We start from the raw sequence: 18237 nt of genomic DNA, 5'->3' as shown, positions 1-18237 counted from the left end.
CCTATTTGTGGTATGGATGATTTGTATTAATGCAAAATGCACGATAAATTTGTTCTAAGAGCATAGTTTTAGCAAATTTATGCACTAAAGTCATTTTGCTAAGAGCTATGCTTGTATGCATTTGTGCGATGAATTCTTTTTCAAGGCCATAAGCGCCGCCTATAAAAAAAGAAATTTCATTTTTATCTTGTAATAATTTAGCAAATTCTACACTTGTAAGCTCTCTACCCTTTTCATCTAAAGCTATGCAAAAACCTTTTTTATAAGGATTTAGCGCGTTTGTATAAGATTTTTTTGCTTCTATGGTATTGGTATTTTGTGCTAAATTAATTTTATTGTTAAAAATACAAATATCATTAAAATTGCAAAATTTTTTGATGAGCTTGGTGTAGTGCTCATCTATTTTACTAAATTCATTATTATTGTTTTTTTGAATGCTTAAAAGATTAATATGCATTTTTAATTTTTAGAAAAAAATCTTAAAAAATCTGCTATAAATTTTTTATGTTCACTTCTTTCTACAATAGCATCAATTAATCCATGTTCAAGTAAAAATTCGGCCTTTTGAAAGCCTTCTGGTAAATCAGCACCTATAGTTTGTTTGATAACTCTAGCTCCTGCAAAGCCTACTAGGGCACCAGGTTCAGCCATAATGATATCTCCAAGCCAAGCAAACGATGCGCTCACTCCACCCATAGTTGGATCAGTTAAGACAGAAATATAGGGAAGCTTTTCTTCTGCTAATAGCTTTAATGCTGCACTTGTTTTGCTCATTTGCATTAAAGAATAAGTGCTTTCTTGCATTCTAGCTCCACCACTTGCGCTCACTATAACAACAGGAGTTTTTTTCTCAATTGCCCTTTCAATAGCTCTAAGAATTTTTTCACCTTCTACTGAGCCCAAACTTCCACCCATGAAAGAAAAATCAAAAACAACTAATTGAGTTTTAATGCCATCTATATTGCACTCGCCGCTTATTATAGCGCTTTTTCTCCCTGTTTTTTCTTCATTTTCTGCTAATCTTTTTTTATATGATTTACTATCAACAAATTTAAGCGGATCAATCGCATGTAAATCTTTATCCATTTCTACAAAAGTATCTTCATCACTAAGTAGCTCGATGCGTTTTAAAGGATTTAATCTCATATGAAAATTACATTTAGGACAAACATTATAACAAGTTTCTATTTCTTTATAATACATTAACGCATGACAAGAATTACATTTTACCCAGTGATTTGGAGCTTCGCTTGGAGCGGCTTGTTTGCGTCTTATACTAGAAAAAATATCTAAAAAATTCATTATCTCTACCTAAAATAAAATTTCAAAATTATAGCAAGATTTTAGTATTTTTAAAATCTTGCACCCAACATAAACTCGAATTTGCTTAAGTCGTCTTTTGAATTAGTGTTAAATGGTTTAGCAAAAACTAAATTTAAAGCACCTAGTGGGGTTAGCCACTCAAAGCCAACACCTGTGCTCCATCTTTGAATTTGACTTAAAGAACTTTCTCCTATGGCACCATAGTCAAAAAACACACTTCCTCTTAGTTTGATTCTATCAAAGATTGGAAAGCTAAGCTCTACAGAATTTGCAAAAGCCACTGTACCACCTGTTTCATCACCCCATTCGTTTTTAGGACTCACGCTTCTTCTATCAAAACCTCTAATAGTTCCTATGCCTCCAAGGTATAATTTCTCATTGATAGGTAAATAACCTTGATCCCATACCTTATAAAAACTTGCTTTATAGCGATAAATCAAATCCCAACCTATAAATTCTTCTAAGCCTTGATAATAATTAAATTTAGTAGTAGAGCTTATAAATTCTTGATCTCCACCTAAGCCTGCATATTCAAGTGAGGTTGAAGCGATAAAACCTGATCTTGGTAGATAATAATCATCTGTATTGTTAAATACTATTGAAGGAGTGATAGAACTTTTGTAAGTTTTACCGAGTTTATATCCTTGAGCGATTAAGCGATCACTCAAATGATAAATATCACTTTGCTCAAGATTGTAAGTTAAATCTATGCTTGTATATCTTCCCAAAGTTTTACCAACACTTATATCAAAACCATAGTTTCTCTCATCATAACTATCCCATTCTAAGCGATCTGAATATAATGATCCTCCAAGAGAATAATCACTATCATTTACTCTAGGATTTCTTAAAGATATTCTACCTGAAAGTGTATCATCACCTTTGTCTATACTTACACTTCCTTTCATGCCAGAGCCTAAGATATTTGCATCAGATAATGAAGCACTAAGTAAAATTCCATCACTAGTTCCATAACCAATACCACCTGAAATAGCTCCAGTTGAAGCTTCTTTGACTTCTACTATCAAATCAATATGTGTATCATCTACTCTTTGTTCTTTAATATCTACATTTTCAAAATATGCAGTTCTTCTTAGAGCATTTCTTGAGTCTATTAAATCAGTTCTATTATAAAGATTGCCTTCGGTTAGATAAAGCTCTCTACGAATAACCCTATCAACTGTTTTAGTATTACCTGAAATTTCAACATTTCTAACATATACTTTTTCATTAGGTATGACTTTAAAAATAATCATAGCTTCATGGTTTTCTTTATCTTTTTGTATATCAGGTATAACCTGTACAAAAGCATAACCCAAATCAGCCGTCTTTGTTTCTATAGTTTTTATATCTTCTCTTAGTTTTTCTATATTAACTATTTTTCCAACACTTAATTTTAAATCATTTACTAAAGCTTCATTTTCTTCATCACTAAAAATAGGATTAAAAATTTTAATCCCTTTAACTTTATAAACCTCGCCCTCGTTGATAAAATAAGTTAAATCAGCTTGATAAGTATCTGTATAAGTATTTAAAAAAGCAGGAGATACGCTCACATCAAGATAACCTTCTTTTAAATATACATCTGAAATTCTTGAGCTATCATTTGCAAGATCAAAGATTTTAAGCTTACCATCGTTAAAGCCCCACATCCAGCCTAGGGCTTCTCTTTGTTTATTTGCTACCGCAGGTTCAATATCTGAATAACTTAAATTTTTTGCACCACTTAAATGTACTTTTTCTATGATGATATTTTCCCCACGATTTACAACAAAAGTAAGTTTTAATGAGCTTGAATTACTTAATTTTTCATCTTTGATTTCTACAACAGTATCATAAAAACCTTTGGCTTGATAAAAAAGTTTGATTTTTTCAGCTGCGTCTTTAGCTGAATTTTCATCATATAAAATTCCAGGTTTTAAACCAACAAGACTTTCTATTTGTTTTCTATCATTACTTGCTATACCTTGAATGTCTATTTTTCCAATGGAAGGTTTTTCTATTACTTTAAAAATTAGCACCCCATTTTTTTCTTCTACTGCTATATCTTTAAAATAATTTCTATCAAAAAGGTTTTTAATTGCTGTATCTATACTAGCAGGATCGATTTTTTGTCCTATTTTTAATTTAGAAATCGCAATAGCACTTTCTTTAGAAAGTTGCGATAAGCCTTCAAATTTTATATCTTTAATCGTAGCTGCACATAAAGAACTTGAGAGTGCAAAGAAAACAAACCATTTTTTCATCATTTTACCTAAATTTTTATATACAAAATCGTTATAATACCAAAATATTTTTAACTAATGCTTTTTAAGGAAAATTTATGAAAGTAGGTATAGTCGGACTTGGCTTAATAGGTGGATCTTTGGGCCTTAGCTTAAGAGAGAATAAATTAATAGATTTAGTTTGCGGATATGATATAAACAAAGAATTTGAACAAATCGCGCTAGAGCGAAAATTAATAGATAAAATTGTTTCATTTGAAGAGTTAAAAAAATGTAATGTGATTTTTTTAGCTATCCCTGTAAGAGCTATTGTAAAAATTTTAAAAGAATTTCAAGATATTTCTAAAGATTGCACTATCATTGAGCTTGGAAGTACAAAAGAAGAAATTATTAAAAATTTACCATCTGATTTACAAAGTCAATTTATCGCAGCTCACCCTATGGCAGGAACTGAAAATAGTGGTCCAAATGCAGCTATAAAAGACTTGTATAAAAATGCAGTTTGTGTTTTATGTGATGTGCAAAATGCTGATCATATCCATCAAAAAAGAGCTATAGAAATTTTTTCAGATTTAGGAATGAAGCTTGTATTTATGGATAGTATCGCGCATGATCATCATGCTTCTATCATTTCACACTTACCGCATGTGATTAGTTTTTCTTTGGCAAATTTTGTGATGAAAGAAGAAAATAAAAAAAATATAGCCCACCTAGGAGGTCCTTCTTTTAAAGATATGTGTAGAATTGCAAAATCAAACCCTCAAATGTGGAGTGGTATTTTTGAACAAAACAAACAAAATTTATTAAATTCTATTGATTTATTTCAAAAAGAATTACAAGAGTGTAAAAAAATGATAGAAAAATGTGATATAAATGAACTTGAAGCTTGGATTAAAAGTGCAAATAAGTTAAGAGAAATTTTGTAAAATTTTTTATAATTTACCCTTAATTTGCTAAAGCATAATATATTTTTACAAAAATTATACAATGAAAGTGCAGAATATGGTTTTTACGCGTAAAAGATCAAATAAAAAATGGATTTTTCTAGTTTTTTTAATACTTTTAGCCTTTGGGGTTTTTGTGTTAAATACAAAGCTGTTTGAAAAAAATCCTCCATTAATCCAAACAAAATCAGATATTATTTATAGCAATTTAACAGATCCTATATCTATAGAAATAAGCGATGAAAGCGTTTTAAAAGATGTTAAAGTCACGCTATTTAAAGCAAATGAATTAAATGGTGAAATGCTTGTTAATGAACATGTTAAAGGTAATAAAAAAAGTGTCCATTTTGATTTAAAACTACCAAAACCAGCTTATAAAGAAAATGTTGATTCTTATAAGCTTGTAATAGAAGCAAGTGATAGTAGTTTTTGGAATTTCTTTTTAGGAAATCAAGCGCTTAAAGAAGTGAAAGTTATCATTGATACCAAAAAACCATTTGTAGAAATTTTAGACAATTCTTATCAAATCGAACAAGGTGGAGTAGGTAGTGTGGTATTTAAAGCAAGTGATGAGAATTTACAAGAAGTTTATATCACAACTGATAAAGATAAAATTTTTAAAGCAACTCCTTATGTGAAAGAAGGATATTATGCTGCTTTGATTCCTTGGGAGGCAACTGATGAGCATTTTAGAGCTTATGTAGTGGCAGTAGATAAAGCAGGTAATGTAAACAAACAAAGAATTAGATATTATTTTACCAATAAAAAATACCGTGTATCAAATATAAAAGTAAGTGATAGATTTTTAGATGGAAAGATTGAATTTTTAGCACAAAAATATGCTCCAAAAGACAGAGAGTTAAGCAGGCTTGAAAAATTTAAATTTGTTAATGAGGACTTAAGAGCTTCTAATGAAGTTATCATTCATGATATTACGAGTAAAGTTCCTGATACTATGATTAATAATTTTAAAGTCAATCTTTTCAAGCCTTTAAAAAATGGCCAAAAAGTAGCTGATTATGCTGATCATAGGTTTTATTCTTATAATAATCAAGCATTTAGTAGCTCTTATCACATGGGGCTTGATTTAGCAAGTGTAAAAGAAGCGCCTATCATTAGCAATAATGATGGTGAAGTGGTATTTGTACAAGAAAATGGAATTTATGGACTAAATATTATTATTTATCATGGTTTTGGGATTTATACTCTTTATGGACATTGCACTAATGTGGATGTAAATGTGGGCGATAGAGTTAGAGCAGGTGATGTTATAGGCACTACAGGCACTACAGGCTTAGCGCTTGGAGATCATGTGCATTTTGGTGTTTTGGTGCAAGGTGTTGAAGTGCGTCCTGAGCAATGGCAAGATGCAAAATGGATAAAAGAAAATATCTATAATGTATTAGAATCAAGCAAAAAAAGAATTTTGAGTGAATAAAAATGAATCAAACAACAATAGCAAAAGAAGTTAAAGGTGTTGGTATAGGTTTGCACAAGGGTGAGCCTATTAGTATAAAATTAGAGCCATTAGAAGCTGGTAGTGGTATAGTGTTTTATAGAAGTGATTTGGGAATTTCTTATGAAGCAAAGCCTGAAAATGTCATCGATACACAAATGGCTACTGTAATAGGCGATCATAGGGGTTATGTTTCTACTATAGAACATTTAATGAGTGCGATTAATGCTTATGGTATTGATAATGTGCGTATAGTTTTAGACGCAAACGAAGCTCCTGTAATGGATGGTAGCAGTATAGGTTTTTGTATGATGCTTGAAGAAGCAGGTATAAAAGAGCTTGATGCGGCAAAAAAAATTTTAGTGATTAAAAAAAGTGTAGAAGTAAAAGAAGGCAATAAATTTGTGCGTTTAAGTCCTACGGATATGCCTATTATAAACTATACAATCGAATTTGATAATCCTATTATAGGCAAACAAAATTATTGTTTTGAATTTAGCAAACAAAACTACATAGAGCAAATAGCAAGAGCAAGAACTTTCGGATTTTTAAAAGATGTTCAAGCTTTAAGAGCTATGAATTTAGGTCTTGGCGGAAGCCTAGAAAATGCTGTTGTGATTGATGATAATCGTATTTTAAATCCTGAAGGTTTGCGCTTTAAGGATGAATTTGTGCGTCATAAAATTTTAGACGCTATTGGGGATTTAACCTTGCTTGGATGTAGAGTTTTTGGAGATTATACTTCTTATGCAGGTTCACACAAGCTTAATCATCTTTTAACTAAAGAACTTTTAAAAGATCCTAGTACCTATGAAGTGGTAAGCTTAGAAAAAAGCACACATAAGGTTTACGAAAAGGTTTTTGCATAAAAAAGGTTACTTTGCTTTTAAATGCCATAGCAAAACCTTTAATGCTTGGTATTTATGAAAATGATTTATTGCTAAATACCATTGAAAGTGATTTAAAAGTTAGCGAGGTTTTACCAAAAATATTGCAAGAATTACTTTCACAATATGAGTTTGAAAAGCTTATTTATGTACATGGGCCAGGTTCTTACATGGGTATAAAAATTTCTTATGTTTCTTTTGAGACATTAGCCATAGTCAAAAACATTCCTTTAAAAGCAATCAGTGCTTTTGAGTTAAATAACAACACTCCTATACCTGCAAACAAACATTTATGTTTTGTAAAAAAAGACAATGGTGAAATTATTTTAGAGAAGACACAAGCAGGAAGTTTTTTTATGCCTCAAAGTTTAAAAGGTTTAAATTTAAGCAAAAAAAATACACCTTTTTATGTTTTAGATGCAATTAATTAAGGTAAAAAAATGAAAATTTTAGTTCCTGCGACAAGTGCAAATTTAGGTCCTGGTTTTGATTGTTTGGGCTTGAGTTTAAAACATTTTAATCAAACTATAGTTGAAAAATCTAAATTTTTTAGTATTAACATACATGGAGAAGGTGAAAATAATATCTATCTTAAAAAAAATAATACTTTTGTTAATATTTTTTATGAAATTTATCAAAGACTTAGCGGTAAAAAAGATAATTTTCGTTTTGTTTTTCAAAATAATATCCCTTTAGCAAGAGGTATGGGAAGTTCTTCTGCTGTAATAATTGGAGCTATTGCTTGTGCTTATGAATTAAGTGGATTTAAAGCGGATAAAAATACCATTTTAAATGAAGCCTTAAAATATGAAAACCATCCAGATAACATAGCTCCAGCAGCTCTTGGAGGTTTTGTGTGTGCATTAAATCACAATCAAAAAGTCTTAGCTATAAAAAAAGAAGTAGATAAAGACTTACAAGCTGTTATAACTATACCAAATGTAGCGATGAATACTCAAAAATCAAGAACAGTTTTAGCTAAAAAAATTAATCTAGAAGATGCTGTTTTTAATCTTTGTCATGCTTCATTTTTAACAGCTTGTTTTTTAGAAAAAAAATATGACATATTAAAATATGCAAGTTTAGACAAACTTCATCAAAATCAAAGAATGAAACTTTTACCTGAGCTTTTTGAAGTACAAAAATTAGCTTTAGATAATAATGCTCTCATGAGCACGCTTTCAGGCTCAGGTTCGAGTTTTTTCACTCTAGCTTATAAAGATGATGCTAAACAAATCAAAGAAAAAATCAAAAATAAATTTGTTAAATTTAGAGTTGAGCTTTTAGAATTTGATGATGAGGGCTTTAAAATTTGCTAAAAATTCCAAAAAAAAGATATAATTTTGAAAAACCATATACCCATTAGAATGTGCATTGTTTGCAAAGGTCGTTATGAAAAGCAAAGTTTGCATCAATTTCAAATAAAAAATTCTCAAATTATCACTAAAGTGGAATTTGGTAGGAGTTTATATATTTGCAATCCATGTTTTGAAAAAGATGAAAAAACATTGCAAAAAGCTTTTATGAGAGCTTGCAAAGGCAATTTTTATGGCAGTATAAATCAGCAGGATTTAAAGGAGATATTTTTTAATGACAGATGTAAAGATTAGCGAAATCGCTCAAGAGTTAGGATATACTAGTAAAGAAATTATAGAAAAAGCCAATGAAATAGGCTTAGAGGATATAAAATCCCCTAACAAAAAAGTATCTTCTGAAATCGCAGAAGCGATTTATCAATATGTACAATCAGGTGAAATACTAGATGTGGTAAAAAAAGTGGCAAAGCCTAAAAAAGAAAGTGCGACTAAAAAAACTACTACTAAAAAAGAAGAAAGTAAAAAAGAAGAGAAAAAAACTACTAAAAAAGAAACAAAAACTCCTGTTAAAACAACAAATGAAAAGAAAGAAGAAAGTAAAAAAGAAGAAAAGCAACCTGAAAATCCTATTAAAAATGAAGCATTAGAAGAAAAAAAAGAAGAAATTAAATTCGATGAAAAACTAGGCTCTAATTTAAATTTAGCTAAAAGAAGAGGTTTAGTTATCGTTAAAAAGAAAAAAGAAGAAAGTAAAGAAAACCAAATAAACAATGAAGAAAAATCTAATATACAAAATACTCAAGGCTTGAGCCTTAGTATGATTTTTTCAAATTCAGATGAGAATTTAAAAAGAAAGAAAAAAGAAAAGAAAAATCATCCTGCGACAAGTAAAAAAGAAAACACTACTAAAATGGATCTTTTAGGAGATAAAGACTTTGCTGATATTTCTTTAGAAGATGACGATATGGTAGTTTTACCTGATTTTAGTGTAAAAGAAAACAAACCAGCACAACCAGCAAATAAAAAACAACCAAATATCTTAAAGCAATCTTTAAATAACTCTATCAACCCATTTGGCGAGGGTGGTATACAAAGAAGAAGTCGTAAAAAACCACCTAAAAAGGTAGAGAAAAAAGAAAGTGAAGCTATAACAAGTGTAAGCATACCTAAAGAAATTCGTGTGTATGAATTTGCTGAAAAACTTGGTAAAAACACCGGAGAAGTTATCTCTAAACTTTTCATGCTTGGTATGATGACGACTAAAAATGACTTTTTAGATGAGGATGCTATAGAAATTCTTGCTGCTGAATTTGGAGTGGAGATTAATATCATTGATGAGGCTGATGAGTTTGATTATGTAAAAGATTATGATGAAAATCAAACAGAAGAAAATTTAAGCCAAAGAGCTCCGGTTATCACTATTATGGGGCATGTTGATCATGGTAAGACTTCTTTACTTGATTATATAAGAAAATCACGCATTGCAAGTGGCGAAGCAGGTGGGATTACTCAGCATGTTGGCGCTTATATGGTGGAAAAAAATGGTAGAAAAATCACTTTTATCGATACTCCAGGCCATGAGGCATTTACTGCTATGCGTGCAAGGGGAGCTAGTATAACGGATATTGTTATTATCGTAGTAGCTGCAGATGATGGGGTAAAACCACAAACTAAAGAGGCGATCAATCATGCAAAAGCAGCTAATGTACCTATTATCATTGCTATTAATAAAATGGATAAAGAAAACGCAAATCCTGACATGGTAAAAACCCAACTAGCAGAAATGGACATCATGCCAGTAGAATGGGGCGGAAGCCATGAATTTGTGCCAGTTTCAGCTAAAAAAGGTGATGGTATAGAGGATTTACTTGAAATTGTATTATTACAAGCTGATATTTTAGAACTTAAAGCAAATCCAAAAGCCCATGCTAAAGCAAGTATTATAGAATCTTCAGTGCAAAAAGGTAGGGGTCCTGTGGCTACTATCATCGTGCAAAATGGTACTTTAAGAGTAGGAAATACAGTCGTAGCAGGGGAAGCTTATGGTAAAGTGCGTGCTATGAGTGATGATCAAGGCAAAGCTTTAAAAGAAATAGGTCCAGGTGAGTGCGGGGTGATCATAGGTCTTAGTGAAGTAGCCGATGCAGGAGAAACTTTAATAGCTGTAGATAGCGATAAGCAAGCAAGAGAATATGCTAATAAACGCCATGAATACAATCGTCAAAAAGAACTAAGCAAATCCACTAAAGTAAGTATAGATGAGCTTGGTGCAAAAATCAAAGAAGGTAATTTAAAAGCCCTTCCTGTGATCTTAAAAGCAGATGTGCAAGGTTCACTTGAAGCGATTAAGGCTAGTTTAGAAAAACTTAAAAACGATGAGATTAAGGTTAATATCATCCATAGTGGAGTAGGTGGTATTACTCAAAGTGATATAGAGCTTGCAAGTGCTAGTGAAAACTCTATCGTTTTAGGCTTTAATATACGCCCAACTGGTGAGATTAAAGAGCGTGCCAAAGATAAAGGCGTAGAGATAAAAACTTATAATGTTATTTACAATTTGCTTGATGATGTAAAAGCCTTACTAGGCGGTATGATGAGTCCTATTATCTCCGAAGAGCAACTTGGTCAAGCTGAAATTCGCCAAGTGATCAATGTGCCAAAATTAGGCCAAATCGCAGGTTGTATGGTGACAGAAGGCACGATCAATCGTGGCGCGAAAATCAGGCTCATTAGAGATGGGGTTGTGGTATTTGAAGGTAATGTAAGCTCGCTCAAACGCTTTAAAGATGATGTAAGAGAAGTTGCAAAAGGCTATGAATGCGGTGTAGGCATAGAAGGTTGTAATGATATGAGAGTGGGGGATTATATAGAAAGTTACAAAGAAGTTGAGGAACAAGTAAGCCTATGAATCCAGCTGAAATCAAAAAGCTACGCACAGAAAGCATTTTAAAAGAACTTATACCAGAAGCTTTAGCAAATTTAGACAACGAAGCTTTAAAAAATTTGTGCGTAGTGGATGTAGAGTGTAAAAAAGGCAGATATGATGCTTTTGTGTATTTAGATAAAATGTTTTTTAATACCCAAGAGCAAGAAATCATACTCAATCAACTCAAAAAAGCTGCCCGTGCTTTGCAAAATTACTGCATGAGTGAGCAAGGGTGGTATAGATGTCCGAATTTTCACTTTAAATTTGATGATAGATTAGAGTATCAAAATCATATGGATGCTTTATTTGAAAAAATCAAAAAGGAACAAAATGAATCTTGAAGCACTTTGTAAAGAAGCAGGGCTTAGCTTTTATGATGATGAGCTAGTAAGTGAAAATGGTAGAAAGATTTATAGAATTTATGTGCAAAAAGAAGGTGGAGTAAATCTTGATGATTGTGCTAAGCTTAGTGAGATTTTATCACCTATTTTTGATGTAGAGTCACCTGTGAGTGGGGAGTATTTTTTAGAAGTATCAAGCTGTGGACTTGAGAGAAAACTTAGCAAAATCGAGCATTTTGCAAAAAGCATTAACGAGCTTGTAAAAATCACAATTAGTGAAAAAGAAAAAATCGAAGCAAAAATCATTGCCGTAGATGATGAAAATATCATTTTAGAAAATTTAGAAACTCAAGAAAAAACTACTATAAATTTTAGCGACATAAGAAAAGCTAAAACCTTCATACAATGGTAAAAATTTAGAAATATAAATATTCACTAAATTAATATATAATAAATTATTAAGTTATTATAAAAAAGGTTATTGTATGCAAAATATTTTTAATATAAATAATGAATACAAAGATAAATTCAAAAAATATTTGATTGAATTTTTTAACAATGCTTATAATGGTGAGAAAATACCTTTAGATGAGAGTATTTTAAAAGATTTTAATTCTATATTGGAAAATTTTAATTTTAAAGCATCATCTAGGATAGAGCCTAAGGGACGAGATGCAACAAAACCTTGGATTATTTTTTTAAGAATGGATACACCTAATTATAATTATTACTATGGAGTGTATGTATGTTGTAATATAGATAAAGAAAAAGGAAAAATTACTATTACCATTGGCAAGGGTTATGATAAGCAAATAGATTATATTGCAAAAAATAAAGTTGATGATTATAATATAAAATTCAATGGTACAGGTTTTAATTATCTAAATTTAAATAATGATATTGATGTGATTGTTGATAAAATTATAGAAAATATGCAATGGTTTAAAAGGCTATCATTAAATGAAATTCAAGATAGAAATGATTTATCTATAAGCAATAGTAAGGAAATGAGAAACGACGAAAATAAAATATTAAGTAAAAAAGAAAATCAAAATCTATCTTTAAATCAAATTCTTTATGGACCTCCAGGGACAGGAAAAACTTATCATACTATAGATAAAGCTTTGGAGATATTGGGTGAAAATTTAGCAAATAAAGAAAGAGATGAGAAAAAAGAAAAATTTGATGAGTATGTAAAAAACGGACAAATAGTTTTTACCACCTTTCATCAAAGCTACGGATATGAAGAATTTGTAGAAGGTATAAAACCTATAATAAATAACGATGAAAATTCTCAAGAATTAAAATATGAGATAAAAGATGGGGTCTTTAAGGAACTTTGTAAAAAAGCTTTGGATAATAGAGATAGTATCAAAAATTTTAACTTTTACATAGATAAATTAAAAGAAAAAACAAAAGAAGATGATAATAATCCAGAAAAATATTTTGAATTGCCAAATACTAAATATTCTATTCAATATAGAGGAGGAGAAACATTTAGAATTAAATTTGATGATATGAGTAAAAACTATAGAGATTATCCAGTAAATATAGATAATATAGAAAAACTATATAAAACCTCCAGTACAGATGAAATATATAATTCAGCATATGTTAAAGCTATATTGAATTATCTAAAATTACAGGGTTTAGAAGATTACAAAGAAAAAGATGAAAAAACAAATTTACCTTACATAATCATCATAGATGAGATTAATCGTGGTAATGTAAGTAAGATTTTTGGTGAGCTTATCACTTTAATAGAACCTAGCAAAAGAATAGATGAAAGTGAGGGATTAAAAGTTACTTTGCCTTATAGCGGTGAAAAATTTGGAGTGCCTAAGAATGTTTATATCATAGGCACTATGAATACAGCTGATAGAAGTATAACTTCACTTGATACAGCTTTGCGAAGACGCTTTGAATTTATCGAGATGATACCTAAACCTAATGTTTTGTCAGATAATTGCGAAGGTATTAATTTGCAAGAATTATTAAAAGCTATTAATACTCGCATAGAATACTTGCTAGATAGAGAAAAGACTATAGGACATGCATTTTTTATAGGCATTGAGAATTTAGAGAAATTAAAAAATGTTTTTCAAAATAAAATCATCCCATTATTGCAAGAGTATTTTTATAATGATTATGCTTTGATTGACGCAGTTTTAAATAAAAATGGTATGTTGGAAAATGTTATTGTTGAAAATAAAGATTATTTAAAAAATATGACAGAATTTATAGAAAGTGATAAGGTTATTTATAAGTTTAGTGATAGTCAAAAATGGGATGAAGCTACTTTTAAAAAAATATATGAATAATGAAAACAATTAACACTTTTTCTATCATCGAATATCAAGCTTTTTCTAAAGAAGATTTAAAAGAAATTTTCAAAGAAAAGACTGAAATATTTTATAAAGAGCTAGAAGACTTTGCAAAAAATAATGAAAGTCTTCTAGGCTTTAAAAACAAAAATACCTTAAAAGCTAAAAATTATGTCGGCATTATACAGACTAAAAGCGGTGTTTTGGAGATCTTTCCAAAATGCACAAATTTGGATAGCTATAAAAAAGAAGATAAATCCTCAAATTATGATAAAGAAAAATTAAAAAAATACTACGAATTAGAAAATATCTCTAAAAATGATGATTTTAGTGAAGAAGATCTTAAAAATGATCCTAGAAATCTTTTAATCAACATGTTAAAAACTTTAAAGAATTCTCCCTTTAAAAAATCTCAAATTTCATCTTTGCAAATTGCTAAAATGCCTTTGTTTGAAGCATTTATAACGATGTTTTTAGATGAATTTGATAGTGTGCATAAAAAAGGTTTGATGAGATCTTATGTAAGTAGCGAAGAAAACAGAGCTTTTTTAAAAGGAAAATTACTATTTAATGAGCATATAAAATCAAATTTAATACACAAAGAAAGATTTTTCACAAGTAGCGATGAATTTGTTTTAGACATAGCACCAAATCGCTTGATAAAATCAACATTAAATTTTTTAAAATCCAAAACAAGCTCGAATAAATTTAAAATCATCAAAGCTATGCAAATGCTTGATGAGGTAGAATTTTCTAAAAATTATGAAAAAGATTTTAGCTTTAAAATTTCAAGACATTTTGATTATTATGAAAATATACTTTCTTGGTGTAAGGTATTTTTGCAAAATCAAAGCTTTGCTCCATATAAAGGTAAAAACGAAGCCTTTGCTTTGCTTTTTCCTATGGAAAAACTTTTTGAAAACTATGTAGCTTATATGTTTAAACTTGCTAATCCTAGCAAAAATATAAAAACCCAAAGCAGTGGAAAGTATTTAATCTCAAAAAATGATGAAAAATGTTTTATGTTAAAGCCTGATTTATATATAGAAAATAAAATGATATTAGATACCAAATGGAAAATTCCAGATGATAGTGAAGATGAGAAAAAGCATGGCATATCGCAAAGTGATTTATACCAAATGTTTGCTTATGCAAATAAATACGAGATAAAGGAAATTTATCTTATTTATCCTCTATGCGAGAGAACTTTTGACTTAAGAGAGAAATTAAAAACTAAAGATATTAAGTTTTTAGCACAAGGTTTTTTAAAAGCTTGCGATGAACATGTAAAGCTTAAGGTATTTTTTGCACCTTTACCTTTTTAGGAAGTAATATGAATCACGAATTTTATATGAATTTAGCCATAGGTGAAGCTTGGAAATATCAGCTTTTAACCTACCCAAATCCAGCCGTAGGTTGTGTGATCTTAGATAAAAATGGTAAAATTTTAAGCATAGAAGCACACAAAGAAGCAGGTAAGGCTCATGCAGAGCTTGAAGCAGTGAGTAAAGCCTTAAAAGCACTTAATCCAAATTTAGATTTACCACAAAATGCAAATGATTTGCATGAGTTTATTTGTCAAAATCATCAAAGCTTGCTAAAAGGCGCTAGTGCTTATGTGAGTTTAGAACCTTGCAATCATCATGGCAAAACTCCACCTTGCGCAAAGCTTTTTAGCACGCTTGGTTTTAGTGAAGTTTTTATTGCTACTAAAGATGAGCATAAGCTCGCAAGCGGTGGAGCAGAGTTTTTAAAAAATCAAGGCATAAAAGTTCACATGGGAATTTGCAAGCAAAGAGCCAAAGAGCTTTTAAAGCCTTTTTTAAAATGGCAAAAATCAAGTTTTAAAATTTTTAAACTAGCTCTTTCTTTAAATGGCTCTGCTTATGGTAAAATCGTAAGTTCTAAAGCAAGTAGAACCTATGCTCACACATTACGCTCAAAGCTTGATTTGCTTGTAGTAGGTGGAGAAACTATAAGACATGATAGGCCTATTTTAGATGCAAGGCTAGCTCAAGCTAAAGCGCCAAATTTATGCATACTAAGCCGTCAAAATTTAGAAAGTTTTGATCCAAACATTCCTTTATTTAGCGTAGCTGAAAGAGAAATTTTTACAAACATTCCTAGTGAAGCAAAGCTCATCATGTATGAGGGCGGGGAGAATTTTTTAAAAGCTTTTAAAGATGAGTTAGATATGCTTTTGATTTTTTCAAGCTCGAATTTAAATACCTTTGAAAATGTTAAGTTAGATTTAAAGCTAAAGCCTTTATATAAAGGCTTTTTAGAAAATGATACTTATGGATTTTATGAGATTATTAAATCTTAGTAGATTTTTTGTGAGCTTATTTGTGTGAAAAATTGCACTAAAGTGTTAGCAAAAAAGCTAGCGCTTTGCTCTTCTAATCGTTTTAAAAACTTATCTATAGCATCTTCTTTTTGCCAGATAGGGTTTTGCACTTTGGCTAGTTTTTCTAACTCTTTTTTGGCTTGCTCGTAATTGCCTATTTTATCAATGAGTTTTAATTTTAAAGCCTCATTTGCTAAAAACACTTTCGCATCAGCCCATGAGCTTGTTTGATTTAAGTCTAGCTTGCGATTTTTAGCGACAAATTGCGTGAAAAGCTCATAGCTTTGATTGGCTAAATTTTGCAAAAAGTCTTTTTCTTCTGTGCTCCATTTACGCATGAAAGTTCCTGTTTCTTTATAGCTTCCTGCTTTGATGGTTTGCTCATTTATACCAAGTTTTTGTGCAAGCTCACTTACTTCAAAACCTTGCATAATTACCCCAATAGATCCTACAAAGCTAGCAGGATTAGCGATGATCATATCAGCTCCCACCGCGCTTAGGTAGCTTCCGCTTGCTATAGTTCCACCTGCATAGACTACCACAGGTTTTTTAGCTTTAAGATCTTGTATAGCTAAAGCTATTTCCATGCTTGGTGCAAAAGCTCCACCAGGGCTATCTATAAAAAGCAAAACTCCTTTTATAGCTTTATCATCTTTGACTTTGTAAATTTGTTCTAAAAGATTGCTTGCATCGCTAATTTCACCTTTAAGATTAATTTGAGCTAGGTTTGCATTAGAAAGTTTGGCATTATCCCCGCTTGGAGTAAGGATCAAAAACACGATAAACAAAAACACAAAGGTTTTAAAATAAGTGTTGATATAAGAAATGGTTTTTCCAATTCCTTTAAAAAATGATTTTATAATCTGCATTCTTTTCCTTCTATAAAAAGTTTTAACACTTCTTTGCTTTGTAAGATAAATTGCAAAGGAAGTTGTTTTAAATTTGCACTATTTGGTAAAGCAAAAAGACTAAAATCAGCTATTTTGCCTTTTTGAATTTGACCTAGGTTTAAATTTAAGGCTTTTGCGGCTTTATTTGTTGCCATTAAAAGTAACATTTTAGCAAAATTTTCTAACTCTAAATCATCATGCATAAGTAAATTTACTCTCATTTCATCAAGCATGCTTAAAGAAGTATTTGAACTTAAGCCATCGGTTCCTAGATGGATATTAATACCATTTTTTAAAGCAGATTTTAATTTAAAAGTATTTTTACTCAAAAGCCTATTTGAAAAAGCACAATGCGTGATTGAGTGCAGATTTTTATCTAGCAAATTCCATTCTTTAAAATACACACAATGTGTAAATAAAGTCCTTTGATCTTTAAAAAGTTCTAAAAAGCTTTGCGGAGTGTAAAATGGCATAGGATTTTTGCTAAATTTAGCCAAGCTCTTTTTAAAACCACCTTTTTTAAACCTTAGCCAGTTGTTTTCATGATTGCTTTCAAGAAAATGTGTGCTTAGCAAATGATCGTTTTCTCTAGCAAGTTTTATAGCAAATTTAGCAAGCTCTGGGTGGGTTGAGTAGGGTGCATGCACTGAAATAGCAGGGATAAATTTAGAAGTTTTAAAGCTCATGCTTTTTTCATAACGAGTTAAAAATTCCTCTTTTTTTGCTTGGATAAAATTTTCACTTGAACCTAAAATTTCATTGAAAAATATCACTCTAGCTTGTGAATTTACACAAGGGTTTAAATCGCCCCCAAAGCTTGAAATTTCTCCTATAGTAGCAGTGCCACTTTTTAGCATTTTATGAATATTTTGTGAGATTAATTTTTCTTTGGCTTTTTCGTTTAATTGCTCGCGGTTATTAAAAACGCTATCAAGCCATTTTAAAAAGTCTCCAAAGACTAAATTTCCATTATTTGCACTAAATTCTAAATGTGTGTGCGGGTTGATAAAGGCGGGTAAAAGTAAGGTATTTTTTGGAGTTGGTATAAGTTTGGCTTTTGGATAGGATTTTTGTAAATTTTCTAAAGTATCAATTTCTAAAATATTATCATCAAAAAGAATAGCTTTTTTTTCTAAAATACTAAATTTATCATCACAGGTTAGGATGATTTTGGGTGCTATTATAAACATTTTCCATCCTTTAAAAAGGTAAATTGTAGCTAAAATTTAGCTTTAAAGTGTTATAATATAGTAAATTT

At 30.4% G+C, this 18237-nt stretch carries 17 protein-coding genes; 12 read left to right on the top strand and 5 right to left on the bottom strand.

Translation table 11 applies throughout. The features are described from left to right. Position 1: 1 nt before the first annotated feature. From L8V85_RS04140 to bamA, 3 genes are read right to left on the bottom strand one after another with little or no spacing between them, the layout of a single operon-like run. The gene (locus L8V85_RS04140; RefSeq protein ID WP_220566494.1) at positions 2-457 is read right to left on the bottom strand and encodes a 23S rRNA (pseudouridine(1915)-N(3))-methyltransferase RlmH; all 456 of its coding nucleotides are present in this window, start codon (positions 455-457) and stop codon (positions 2-4) included. A gap of 2 nt (positions 458-459) precedes the next feature. Beyond that, the gene (gene accD, locus L8V85_RS04135) at positions 460-1302 is read right to left on the bottom strand and encodes an acetyl-CoA carboxylase, carboxyltransferase subunit beta (RefSeq protein ID WP_263660733.1); all 843 of its coding nucleotides are present in this window, start codon (positions 1300-1302) and stop codon (positions 460-462) included. 50 nt (positions 1303-1352) lie between these two features. Next, entirely contained in the window at positions 1353-3569 is a 2217-nt protein-coding gene (bamA, locus tag L8V85_RS04130; protein WP_263737517.1) for an outer membrane protein assembly factor BamA, read from the bottom strand. Between the two features lie 77 nt (positions 3570-3646). Here bamA and L8V85_RS04125 point away from each other — a divergent pair, with 77 nt between their 5' ends. The 12 genes from L8V85_RS04125 to ribD all read left to right on the top strand — a co-directional run bounded on the left by L8V85_RS04125 (position 3647) and on the right by ribD (position 16068). Next, positions 3647-4474 carry a prephenate dehydrogenase gene (locus tag L8V85_RS04125; protein ID WP_263669747.1) on the top strand — a complete coding sequence of 276 codons (828 nt, stop codon included), beginning with the start codon at positions 3647-3649 and terminating at the stop codon, positions 4472-4474. A gap of 76 nt (positions 4475-4550) precedes the next feature. Next, positions 4551-5930, top strand: coding sequence for a M23 family metallopeptidase (locus L8V85_RS04120; protein WP_220566490.1), 1380 nt, complete (start codon positions 4551-4553; stop codon positions 5928-5930). Positions 5931-5932: 2 nt separating this feature from the next. Next, entirely contained in the window at positions 5933-6817 is an 885-nt protein-coding gene (gene lpxC / locus L8V85_RS04115; RefSeq protein ID WP_263660735.1) for a UDP-3-O-acyl-N-acetylglucosamine deacetylase, read from the top strand. A 41-nt stretch (positions 6818-6858) separates the two neighbouring features. Next, complete coding sequence (locus tag L8V85_RS04110; RefSeq protein ID WP_263737543.1) at positions 6859-7266, top strand: tRNA threonylcarbamoyladenosine biosynthesis protein TsaB; 408 nt, start codon at positions 6859-6861, stop codon at positions 7264-7266. A 9-nt stretch (positions 7267-7275) separates the two neighbouring features. Continuing rightward, a complete protein-coding gene (gene thrB, locus L8V85_RS04105) occupies positions 7276-8154 on the top strand; it encodes a homoserine kinase (protein WP_263737516.1) in 879 nt (292 codons plus the stop codon). 24 nt (positions 8155-8178) lie between these two features. Further along, positions 8179-8445: a DUF448 domain-containing protein gene (locus L8V85_RS04100; RefSeq protein WP_133319640.1), complete on the top strand. Its 267-nt coding sequence runs from the start codon at positions 8179-8181 to the stop codon at positions 8443-8445. Continuing rightward, positions 8426-11059 carry a translation initiation factor IF-2 gene (gene infB, locus L8V85_RS04095; protein ID WP_263709553.1) on the top strand — a complete coding sequence of 878 codons (2634 nt, stop codon included), beginning with the start codon at positions 8426-8428 and terminating at the stop codon, positions 11057-11059. Before L8V85_RS04100 ends, infB begins: the two co-directional genes overlap by 20 nt. Next, positions 11056-11418, top strand: a complete 363-nt coding sequence (gene rbfA, locus L8V85_RS04090) for a 30S ribosome-binding factor RbfA (RefSeq protein WP_039617407.1) — start codon at positions 11056-11058, stop codon at positions 11416-11418. The genes infB and rbfA overlap by 4 nt, the downstream gene beginning before the upstream one ends. Continuing rightward, entirely contained in the window at positions 11408-11830 is a 423-nt protein-coding gene (gene rimP / locus L8V85_RS04085; protein WP_263737515.1) for a ribosome maturation factor RimP, read from the top strand. Before rbfA ends, rimP begins: the two co-directional genes overlap by 11 nt. Before the next feature lie 82 nt (positions 11831-11912). Beyond that, positions 11913-13739, top strand: coding sequence for an McrB family protein (locus L8V85_RS04080; RefSeq protein ID WP_412175247.1), 1827 nt, complete (start codon positions 11913-11915; stop codon positions 13737-13739). Further along, positions 13739-15067, top strand: coding sequence for an McrC family protein (locus L8V85_RS04075; RefSeq protein ID WP_263737513.1), 1329 nt, complete (start codon positions 13739-13741; stop codon positions 15065-15067). The genes L8V85_RS04080 and L8V85_RS04075 overlap by 1 nt, the downstream gene beginning before the upstream one ends. A gap of 8 nt (positions 15068-15075) precedes the next feature. Further along, positions 15076-16068, top strand: coding sequence for a bifunctional diaminohydroxyphosphoribosylaminopyrimidine deaminase/5-amino-6-(5-phosphoribosylamino)uracil reductase RibD (gene ribD / locus L8V85_RS04070; RefSeq protein WP_263725898.1), 993 nt, complete (start codon positions 15076-15078; stop codon positions 16066-16068). On the opposite strand, the gene sppA is transcribed toward ribD, so the two are convergent. Continuing rightward, the gene (gene sppA / locus L8V85_RS04065) at positions 16065-16958 is read right to left on the bottom strand and encodes a signal peptide peptidase SppA (protein ID WP_263737512.1); all 894 of its coding nucleotides are present in this window, start codon (positions 16956-16958) and stop codon (positions 16065-16067) included. The genes ribD and sppA overlap by 4 nt on opposite strands. Beyond that, positions 16946-18169: a metal-dependent hydrolase gene (locus L8V85_RS04060; protein ID WP_263661919.1), complete on the bottom strand. Its 1224-nt coding sequence runs from the start codon at positions 18167-18169 to the stop codon at positions 16946-16948. The genes sppA and L8V85_RS04060 overlap by 13 nt, the downstream gene beginning before the upstream one ends. Between the last annotated feature and the right edge of the window lie 68 nt (positions 18170-18237).

Origin of the sequence: Campylobacter sp. IFREMER_LSEM_CL2090 (genome assembly GCF_025771865.1) — a bacterium.
Classification (GTDB): Bacteria; Campylobacterota; Campylobacteria; order Campylobacterales; family Campylobacteraceae; genus Campylobacter_D; species Campylobacter_D lari_D.
Note: the sequence above shows the minus strand (reverse complement) of the source record. Positions and strands in the feature narration are given on the sequence as shown.